6 protein-coding genes are annotated in these 10,455 nt (G+C 70.1%); 1 reads left to right on the top strand and 5 read right to left on the bottom strand.

Annotation, left to right across the window (positions count from 1 at the left end; genetic code table 11):
* Nucleotide 1 precedes the first annotated feature (1 nt).
* The 5 genes from ABTX62_RS25150 to ABTX62_RS25125 form a co-directional block, all read right to left on the bottom strand.
* On the bottom strand, nucleotides 2-2,998 hold the full coding sequence (locus ABTX62_RS25150) for a DEAD/DEAH box helicase (RefSeq protein WP_352118319.1): 2,997 nt from the start codon (nucleotides 2,996-2,998) through the stop codon (nucleotides 2-4).
* Between the two features lie 86 nt (nucleotides 2,999-3,084).
* Entirely contained in the window at nucleotides 3,085-4,464 is a 1,380-nt protein-coding gene (locus ABTX62_RS25145) for a serine/threonine-protein kinase (protein ID WP_352118318.1), read from the bottom strand.
* Nucleotides 4,465-4,918: 454 nt separating this feature from the next.
* Nucleotides 4,919-5,401, bottom strand: coding sequence for a hypothetical protein (locus tag ABTX62_RS25135; protein ID WP_352118317.1), 483 nt, complete (start codon nucleotides 5,399-5,401; stop codon nucleotides 4,919-4,921).
* Between the two features lie 13 nt (nucleotides 5,402-5,414).
* Nucleotides 5,415-6,944 carry a helix-turn-helix domain-containing protein gene (locus ABTX62_RS25130; protein WP_352118316.1) on the bottom strand — a complete coding sequence of 510 codons (1,530 nt, stop codon included), beginning with the start codon at nucleotides 6,942-6,944 and terminating at the stop codon, nucleotides 5,415-5,417.
* 82 nt (nucleotides 6,945-7,026) lie between these two features.
* Nucleotides 7,027-7,227: a DUF4236 domain-containing protein gene (locus tag ABTX62_RS25125; RefSeq protein WP_283970468.1), complete on the bottom strand. Its 201-nt coding sequence runs from the start codon at nucleotides 7,225-7,227 to the stop codon at nucleotides 7,027-7,029.
* Nucleotides 7,228-7,490: 263 nt separating this feature from the next.
* Between ABTX62_RS25125 and ABTX62_RS25120 the strand changes: the two genes are divergently transcribed.
* Nucleotides 7,491-10,289 carry an aconitate hydratase gene (locus ABTX62_RS25120; RefSeq protein ID WP_352118315.1) on the top strand — a complete coding sequence of 933 codons (2,799 nt, stop codon included), beginning with the start codon at nucleotides 7,491-7,493 and terminating at the stop codon, nucleotides 10,287-10,289.
* The last annotated feature ends 166 nt before the right edge of the window (nucleotides 10,290-10,455 follow it).

Raw genomic sequence — 10,455 nt, 5'->3', positions numbered from 1 at the left:
CTCAGAACCGGGACGGGGACGCGGCCGGGGCGGTGAGGGAGACGGGCGGCGGGCCGTCGTCGTCCTCGCGGTCCGGGTCCGGCACGAGCACCGCGAGGACCCGCAGCAGTGGCCGGCCCGTCGTCAGCAGGGAGTCGGCGAGATCGGCGAGGCGCTCCTTCGTACGCTCCCCGGCAAGCGTGGGCTGGCGCCAGGTGCCGAGCCGCCGCTTGTACTGCTCGATGGGTTCGCGCAGCGGTTCGTCCCAGGCGTCGCGATGCGTGTCGAGGAACGCCTCGGCCGTGTCCAGGACATCGGGGAGGGCCTCGCACAGCGGCGCCGGATCGCGGTAGCGGCGCTTGTTCGCCATGGTGGGGCCGACACCGCAGCGGCGCAGCAGCGACACCATGTCGTCGTCGACCAGGCCTTCCCTGCTCGCCTTCCGCCAGGTGACCCCCATCCACTTCACCACCGTGGGCCTGCCCAGCTTGTTCGAGTACACGCCCTGGACGAGATAGACGGGCTCCGCCACGTTCGCCGTGATCATCGGGGCCTCCTGGCGGCCCATCCCGACGAGAACCTTGTCGGTGAGCCACTCGACGACGGGGTGCAGGTCCGTGAGGAGGGAGATCTCCGGCCAGCTCGACGTGGACGACTCCCGGGCGCGCTGGAGGGAGTGTTCGGCGAGGCGACGGTTGAACGTCACGAGCATGCGCTCGCGCAGCCGCTGCTCGCGCAGGTAGTCGCTCGGGAGCGCCTTGAGGCGGTGGACGAGTTCCGTCGGCGGGCGGAACGAGAGCAGCCCCGACTGCTGGTCACGGTCCAGGTCCAGCCGCTCACGGGCGTCCGGGTACACCTCGCGCAGCGCGTCGTCCAGGAACTGCGCGGTCGAGTCGAAGAGCCGGGGGAGCACGGGGCTCGCGGCGGCCCGGCCGCCCGACGACTCGGTACCGACAGCGGCAGACGGGGCGGCAGCGGGAGCGGAGCCGTCAGCTTCCGTGGGTTCCGCCGATGGCGCTTCCTCGCCGACCGGGCCGAAGAAGTCCGCGAGAAAGTCGTCCAGGCCCGCGTCCTGAACCTCCTCGCCGGAGCGGCGGGCGTCCAGGGACTCGTCCACGGTCCGGCCGCGCAGCAGGTCCTGGATGAGGGACTTCTCCTCCGCCTCCGCCCGGTACAGACCGGTCACGGCCTCCGCCGTTCCCAGGGAACGGTGGGCCTGGTCCTCGCGTTCCAGCAGCCGTTCGGCGACCACCGTGTCGTCCTTGGCCCCCTCGACCTCGCTGGTCAGGATCAGCGCGCGGAACTCCGGGGGCCTGGCCTGCCCGTAGCGGTCGATACGGCCGTTGCGCTGCTCGATACGGATCAGCGACCACGGCACGTCGTAGTGCACCAACTGGTGACACTGCCGGTGCAGGTTGACACCCTCGGAGGCCACATCACCGGTCACCAGGACCCGTACGGGCGTGTCGGCCAGGCCGAACTCCTCGACACAGGCCATCTGTTGCTCGTCGGAGAGACCGCCGTGCATGACCCGGACGCAGTCCCGGGCGGCCCGGCCTCTGAAGCCCAGTGCCGCGGGCAGCACCTCGGCCAGCCACTCCAGGGTCTGCACACGTTCGGAGAACACCACGACCCGTTCGTCGGAAGAGGGCCCGACACCGATCTCCTCGCGCAGCTGACGGACGAGCGCGGCGAACTTCGCCGAGTCCGCCTCGGTGAGGTCGGCGGCCAGTTCCGACAGCCGATGGAGAGCCGCCAGTTCGGCCTCGGTGTCCTGCGGGTCGTCCTTCTTCTCCAGCGTCTTGATCCGCGCGGAGACCGTGGCCCGCAGCGCCGCGTGCGAGGACAGGAACGACTTCAGCAGCGTGTACGGGAAGAGGGGCACCGAACTCACCGAGGTGCCGCCGTCACCGGGCAGCCACACGGCCGCCAGCTCCTCGAAGATCTTCTCCTCGGCGGGGGTGGCCGGGCAGTGCACGGAGCGGGAGGGGCCGCGGCCCGCCCACTGGCCCTTCATCTGCTCGCGCACCTCGGGGCTGATCTTCGTCCGGCGGATGAAGAGGTGCTCGATGTCGGCCGCGCGGTAGTTCTCCGGGTCCCGGATCGCCACCGGGTCCAGCAGACTGATCAGCTCCGCGAACGACTTGGCGTCGCCGTTGTGCGGGGTCGCCGACGCGAGGATCAGGGCGTCGGTGCGGGGGGCGAGCGTGCGCGCGAGCTGGTTGCGCAGGGAGCCGCGGTTGATCAGGTTGTGCGACTCGTCGATGACGACCGCGTCCCAGCGGATCTGCTCCAGATGATGCTGGTACTGGGCGGTGTTCTTCAGGGTGTCGATGGAGACGATGACCCGCTTGAACGAGGTGAAGGGGTTGCGGCCGGCCGGAATCTCCCGCTGGATCCGCTCGATGCCGACCGAGTCCAGCCGCACCAGCGGAATCGCGAACCGCGTCCACAGCTCGTGCTGGAACTGCTCCAGCACATGCTGCGGGGTGACGACCAGGATGCGCTCGCCCCGGCCGCGACGGATCAGCTCGGCCAGCGTCAGACCGATCTCCAGGGTCTTGCCGAGGCCCACCACGTCCGCGATCAGCAGGCGCGGGCGGAGGTTGGCGCCGGACAGAGCCAGCTCGGCGGGGCGCCGCTGGTACGGCAGCGGGTCCATCAGGAACGAGTCGGCCAGCGCGAGCCGACGCTCCGACTGGGGGAGCGCGGTGCGTCGCAGGACCGCCTCCAGGAACAGCCGGGAGCGCCGGTAGTTCGGGGAGTCGTCCATGACGAGAGACGTCTCCCGAGGGTCGAGCAGCTCGATGCGGTCCAGGCCGGAGAAGAACACGGCCTCCTGGTCACGAACGAACTCCGACACCCCGACGACCTCGATCCGGGTACCGTCGTCCTCCGTCGGCATCGAGCTCCTGACCAGCCACTCCTCGTCCCGCACGACCACCTGGGCACCGGCCGGGTACTGATCCTGGCCGGTCGTGACGCCGCTCTGCTCCGCACTTGTCTGGACGGCGGTCACTCATGGCCTCCTGAGGCGGTTCGGTCGTACAGGGTCAGGGCCCCATCAGGGCCCGGCCATTATCGCGGGTCGCAGGGGCGTACGGGTCAGAAGGGGGTACTGGCCGCGTATGCCTCACGCAGCCGCTGTGCGGTGATCCGGGCCTGCGCGGAATGCCGCACGGAGCGCCGTCGCACGCTGCCGTCGCCGCCGCCCAGGGTGCCCCGGCCCGCAGAGGGGAGCGAGGGCCGCGCGCTGTCCCGCTCCGCCGTTCTGTCCGCCGGCGGCTGCCCTGCCACCGGGGAGGCGGGCGCGTCGTCGGCCGGTGGGGGTGCGGGGGTGTCGACACGGGCGAAGAGCAGTCGCGGATCCGTGGGCGGCGGCATCTGCGCCGGTGGCTTCGGCGACGTGGGCGAGGGCACCTCGGGAGCCCGGCGGCCGGTCCGGAACCCGCTCGGCTCCTGCCGGGCCGGCCCAGGCGTAGAGCTGCCCGGTTCCTGCCGAGGGGATGGAGCGGCTACCGGGCCGTCCGCCGTGGCTCGCGCGCGGGTCGCCGACCTTTCCGTGGCCGGGCGGCTCACGGCGAGCAGGTCGTCGAGGACGTGGGCCGGAGCGGCCGTGTAGTTCGTGAGCCTGCGCCGCGCCTGGGCGACCTTCAGGCCCTGTGCCTCGATCAAGGCCCGGCACTGCCGAACGACGTCGTCGAGCGCGGGCCGGTCCTCCGGACGGTGGGCCAGCATCGCCGTCAGCAGCGGCGCGAGTTCCTCCGGTGCACCCGAGAGGTCCGGCGCGGTCGCGGGATCGACGACCTGGTGGAACAGGAGATGGATGTTGTCGGCCCGATAGGGAGCATGGCCCGAGCACGCGAAAAGCAGCACGGCACCCAGCGCGTACACGTCGACAGCGGGGGTCAGCGGCTTCTCACCGTTCGCCTGTTCGGGCGGCATGCAGGAGGGCGTGCCGACGACCGTGTTGGCGGCGGTCAGCGACACGCTGGACTCCGCGAACACCGCGAGGCCGAAGTCGATCACCTTCGGTCCGTTGGGGCCGAGGAGCACGTTGGCCGGCTTGAGATCGCGGTGCAGCAGCCCCTGCTTGTGCACCGTGGCCAGCGCCTCCGCGAGCGTCGCGCCCAGCGAGGCGGTGAGCAGGGCGTCCAGCGGTCCGTGACTGGCCACATGCCTGCTGAGGTCCAGCCCCTCGACGTACTCCGTCGCCAGCCACGGCGGGTCCGCCTCCGGGTCGGCGTCCAGGAGGGCGGCGATCCTGGCGCCCCACACCGTCTTGAGGATCTCCACCTCCTGCGCGAACCTCAGCCGCGTCTCGGAGTCCACGACGGACGGCTTGATCACCTTCACGGCGGCCGGTTCCCCACCCGGCGACTCCCCCAGATACACCTGGCCCATGCCGCCCTGCCCGATCCGCCCGAGCAGCTCGTATCCGCCCAGCTCGGCGGGATCGTCGGGGCTGAGGGGCGCGATGTGCACGTGGGTCCTCACAATCGGGACTGGCTGCCGGGCAGGTGTTCATCGGCACGTTAGACCACTCCGTGCCGGGCAGGCCGGTCTCTCAGACCGGATACGCCGTATGGATATGGCCGTCGCGGATGACGACTTCCACGTCCCTGGTCTCCCTCCCGCTGCCGTTGATGCCCACGGGCTCGCCGTGTTCTAAGCGGTGCAGGTGGCTGTCCTGCCCGGCCCTGGCGCGTCGACCTCGTCCTGGTCGATCTGCAGCAGCGCACGGTCGGTGCCGGGAGCCCATTCCCAGCTTCGGGTGGGACCGCCGGCGGAACTGCGCTGTTCCACCAGGTGGGAGCCGTCCCAGGTGAAGACCGTCTCCTCGACCGGCAGACCGGCGTCGGACAGCAGGCGCTTGGCGACGCGGCGGCCGAGGCCGTCGTAGACGTAAGCCCAGCGACGCCCGTCGGGGGTCGTGACCTCAGTGAGCCGGTCCTCGGCGTCCCATGTATACGTCCACTCCCTCGTTCCCCCGGACAGCAGCTTGCGTCTGCCGCACGAGGCGCCCCTGTGCGTCGTGGACGTAGGTGATGTGTCCGGCCCTGCGGATGAGTGTGCCGTCGTGGACCCGTTCCCCCTGCGGGCCCTCCGGTGCGTCCGCCCGGCTGATGTTGCCCGCCGCGTCGTAGGCGTAGCGCTCGGACCACCCGGTGGCGGAGACCGCCTCCACCCGGCCGAGTCGGTCACGGCTGAACCGGCGGGTGCCGTGGGTCTGGTCCTCGACGGCGGTCAGGCCGCCGTCCGGTCCGTACGTGTACGAGCGGTGCAACAGGGTCTCGTCCGGTGAACCCGTGTCGGAGGCGACTCGGCCGAGGACCCTCTGCTCGGTCAGACGGTGGCCGGCGTCCCACTCCTGCGTCAGTACCGCCGTCTCCCCGAGCCGCCGCTCGGTTTCGCGCTGCATTTCCGCAGAGCCTTCAGATGTCCCGGAACGTCTCGATCTGCGCCCCGATGGAGTTCAGGCGCTCCGCCAGGTCCTCGTAACCCCGGTTGATGACGTACACGTTGCGCAGCACCGAGGTGCCCTCGGCCGCCATCATCGCCAGCAGGACGACCACCGCGGGGCGCAGGGCCGGCGGGCACATCATCTCCGCGGCGCGCCAGCGGGTCGGGCCGTCGACCAGGACCCGGTGGGGGTCCAGGAGCTGGAGCCGGCCGCCGAGGCGGTTCAGGTCGGTCAGGTAGATGGCGCGGTTGTCGTAGACCCAGTCGTGGATGAGGGTCTGGCCCTGGGCGACCGCCGCGATGGCCGCGAAGAACGGGACGTTGTCGATGTTCAGGCCCGGGAACGGCATGGGGTGGATCTTGTCGATCGGCGCCTCCAGCTTGGAGGGCCGGACGGTGAGGTCCACCAGCCGGGTGCGGCCGTTGTCGGCGAAGTACTCGGGCGTGCGGTCGTGGTCGAGGCCCATCTCCTCCAGGACCGCCAGCTCGATCTCCAGGAACTCGATCGGGACCCGGCGCACCGTCAGTTCTGACTCGGTGACGACGGCCGCCGCTACCAGGCTCATCGCCTCGACCGGGTCCTCGGAGGGGGAGTAGTCCACGTCGACGTCGATGGTCGGCACGCCGTGCACGGTGAGCGTGGTCGTGCCGATGCCGTCGACCTTGACGCCGAGGGCCTCCAGGAAGAAGCAGAGGTCCTGGACCATGTAGTTGGACGAGGCGTTGCGGATGACGGTGATGCCGTCGTGCCGGGCGGCGGCGAGCAGCGCGTTCTCGGTGACCGTGTCGCCGCGTTCGGTCAGGACGATCGGGCGGTCGGGGCTGACGGAACGGTCCACCTGGGCGTGGTACTGGCCCTCGGTGGCGGCGATGTCGAGGCCGAAGCGGCGCAGCGCGATCATGTGCGGCTCGACGGTGCGCGTACCGAGGTCGCAGCCGCCTGCGTAGGGCAGTTTGAACGAGTCCAGGCGGTGCAGCAGCGGCCCGAGGAACATGATGATGGAGCGGGTGCGGCGGGCCGCGGTGGCGTCGATCGAGGCCAGGTCCAGCTCGGCGGACGGCACGATCTCCAGGTCGACGCCGTCGTTGATCCAGCGGGTGCGCACCCCGATGGAGCCCAGCACCTCGAGGAGGCGGTACACCTCCTCGATGCGGGCGACGCGGCGCAGCACCGTGCGCCCCTCGTTGAGCAGTGAGGCGCACAGCAGCGCCACGCACGCGTTCTTGCTCGTCTTGACGTCGATGGCACCGGACAGCCGGCGTCCGCCGACCACCCGCAGATGCATCGGGCCGGCGTAGCCGAGCGACACGATCTCGCTGTCGAGGGCCTCCCCGATACGCGCGATCATCTCAAGGCTGATGTTCTGGTTGCCGCGCTCGATCCGGTTGACGGCGCTCTGGCTGGTTCCGAGCGCCTCGGCCAGCTGCGACTGTGTCCAGCCCCGGTGCTGCCGGGCGTCACGGATGAGCTTGCCGATGCGTACGAGGTAGTCGTCTGCCATGTGGCTGAGGTTATCTCAGATATGAGATGGCGCCCGATCGGGGGTCCGAACGGGTGACGGGACGTCAATCCCGCCCGGGGTCTCAGTGTCGACGCTCCCTCGTGGTGCGCCGCCACCCGAAAGGTCCGGGCAGATCCATGGATGTCGTACGACGTCCGGTGCTGCTGCGGGTGTAACGCGGGCCGTTCTTTCCGCCGCCGGTGGTGATGGACCAGGAGCGCTTGTTGATGTTCAGCCGCACCCCCGGAAGGATCCGGAAACTCTTGCGGAACGTGAGCGGCATGCCTGTCCCCTCCTCCGTCTTGGGTGGATACCCGGTTCGGATACCCGGGAAAAGGGCGCACATGACCGCACGGTGGGCGCCGGGGCATGACCATCCGGCACTCGTGTACTAGAGTTATCTCGACATCGAGATATCTGCCGAGAGAGCACCGCAGCCGCCACCCCGGTAAGGGCTACCTAACTTAGCCTTACCTTAGCGGATCGGCCAGGATGCCGTGGCGGCAGGATCGTGGTGGTACGCGCACATCAATGAAGGAGACTGTCGTGTCGGCGAACAGCTTCGACGCCCGCAGCACGCTGCAGGTGGGCGACGAGTCGTACGAGATCTTCCGGCTGGACAAGGTGGAGGGCTCGGCCCGCCTTCCGTACAGCCTCAAGGTCCTGCTGGAGAACCTGCTCCGCACCGAGGACGGCGCGAACATCACCGCCGACCACATCCGTGCCCTCGGCGGATGGGACTCGCAGGCCCAGCCCAGCCAGGAGATCCAGTTCACGCCGGCCCGCGTGATCATGCAGGACTTCACCGGCGTTCCCTGTGTGGTGGACCTCGCGACCATGCGCGAGGCCGTGAAGGAGCTGGGCGGCGACCCGGCGAAGATCAACCCGCTGGCGCCGGCCGAGCTGGTCATCGACCACTCCGTCATCGCCGACAAGTTCGGCACCAACGACGCCTTCAAGCAGAACGTCGACCTGGAGTACGGCCGCAACAAGGAGCGCTACCAGTTCCTGCGCTGGGGCCAGACCGCCTTCGACGAGTTCAAGGTCGTCCCGCCCGGCACCGGCATCGTCCACCAGGTGAACATCGAGCACCTGGCCCGGGTCGTCATGGTCCGCGAGGGCAAGGCCTACCCGGACACCCTGGTCGGCACCGACTCGCACACCACCATGGTCAACGGCCTCGGCGTGCTCGGCTGGGGCGTCGGCGGCATCGAGGCCGAGGCCGCCATGCTCGGCCAGCCGGTCTCCATGCTGATCCCGCGCGTCGTCGGCTTCAAGCTGACCGGTGAGCTCACCCCGGGCACCACCGCCACCGACCTCGTGCTGACCATCACCGAGATGCTGCGCAAGCACGGCGTCGTCGGCAAGTTCGTCGAGTTCTACGGCGAGGGCGTCGCCGCCACCTCGCTGGCCAACCGCGCCACCATCGGCAACATGTCGCCGGAGTTCGGCTCCACCGCCGCGATCTTCCCGATCGACGACGAGACCATCAACTACATGCGGCTCACCGGCCGCAGCGAGCAGCAGCTCGCGCTGGTCGAGGCCTACGCCAAGGAGCAGGGCCTCTGGCTGGACCCGAAGGCCGAGCCGGACTTCTCCGAGAAGCTGGAGCTCGACCTGTCGACGGTCGTGCCGTCCATCGCCGGCCCGAAGCGCCCGCAGGACCGCATCGTCCTCGCCGAGGCCGCCCGGCAGTTCGCCAAGGACGTCCTCAACTACGTCGAGGCCCCGGTCGCACAGCAGCCCGGCGCGTCCGCCTCCCCGGTCGACGAGGCGAGCGCCGAGTCCTTCCCGGCCTCCGACGCCCCGGCCTACGGCAGCCAGGAGAACGGCGCCGGCGCGCCGCAGCACGCCGACGGCACCGGTGCCGCCGTTCCGTCGAACCCGGTCACCGTCACCGCCCCCGACGGCTCGACCTACGAGATCGACCACGGTGCGGTGACGGTCGCGGCCATCACCTCCTGCACCAACACCTCCAACCCGTACGTCATGGTCGCCGCCGCCCTGGTGGCCAAGAAGGCGGTGGAGAAGGGCCTGACCCGCAAGCCGTGGGTCAAGACCACCCTCGCCCCGGGCTCCAAGGTCGTCACCGACTACTTCGAGAAGGCGGGCCTGACCCCGTACCTCGACAAGGTCGGCTTCAACCTCGTCGGCTACGGCTGCACCACCTGCATCGGCAACTCCGGCCCGCTGCCGGAGGAGGTCTCCAAGGCCGTCAACGACCACGACCTCGCGGTCACCTCGGTCCTCTCCGGCAACCGGAACTTCGAGGGCCGCATCAACCCCGACGTCAAGATGAACTACCTCGCGTCGCCGCCGCTGGTCGTCGCGTACGCCCTCGCCGGCTCCATGAAGGTGGACGTCACCAAGGACGCCCTGGGCACCGACCAGGACGGCAACCCGGTCTTCCTCAAGGACATCTGGCCGACCGAGGCCGAGGTCAACGAGGTCGTCGCCAGCGCCATCGGCGAGGACATGTTCGCCAAGTCCTACAGCGACGTCTTCGCGGGCGACGCCCAGTGGCAGGCGCTGCCGATCCCCACCGGCAACACCTTCGAGTGGGACGCCGAGTCCACCTACGTGCGCAAGCCCCCGTACTTCGAGGGCATGACGATGGAGACCACCCCGGTCTCCGACATCTCCGGCGCCCGGGTGCTCGCCAAGCTCGGCGACTCGGTCACCACCGACCACATCTCCCCGGCCGGCGCCATCAAGGCCGACACCCCGGCCGGCAAGTACCTCACCGAGCACGGTGTGGAGCGTCGTGACTTCAACTCCTACGGCTCGCGCCGAGGCAACCACGAGGTCATGATCCGCGGCACGTTCGCCAACATCCGCCTGCGCAACCAGATCGCGCCGGGCACCGAGGGCGGCTACACCCGCGACTTCACGCAGGAGGACGGCCCGGTCTCCTTCATCTACGACGCCTCGCAGAACTACCAGGCCGCCGGCATCCCGCTGGTCGTCCTGGCCGGCAAGGAGTACGGCTCCGGCTCGTCCCGCGACTGGGCCGCCAAGGGCACCGCGCTCCTCGGCGTCAAGGCCGTCATCGCCGAGTCGTACGAGCGCATCCACCGCTCGAACCTCATCGGCATGGGCGTCCTGCCGCTGCAGTTCCCCGAGGGCCGGTCCGCCGAGTCCCTCGGCCTCACCGGTGAGGAGACCTTCGACTTCACCGGCGTCGAGGAGCTCAACAACGGCACCACCCCGCGCACGGTGAAGGTCACCACCGACACCGGCGTCGAGTTCGACGCGGTCGTCCGCATCGACACCCCCGGCGAGGCGGACTACTACCGCAACGGCGGCATCATGCAGTACGTGCTGCGCAGCCTGATCCGCAAGTAGGCGGACCGGCACGGCGGTTCGAGGGCCGCGTTCCCGGGTGACCGGGGGCGCGGCCCGCGCCGTTCACGGCAGGACATCGCCGGTCTCGGCCCGGCGGTCGTCGCGGCGATGGCGTCCGCGCATGGTGGACGGTTCCGGGTGCGTGCCCCGCCGGGCCACGCCGAGT

It is taken from the genome of Streptomyces sp. NPDC096046, assembly GCF_040303285.1.
Taxonomy (GTDB): domain Bacteria; phylum Actinomycetota; class Actinomycetes; order Streptomycetales; family Streptomycetaceae; genus Streptomyces.
Note: the sequence above shows the minus strand (reverse complement) of the source record. Positions and strands in the feature narration are given on the sequence as shown.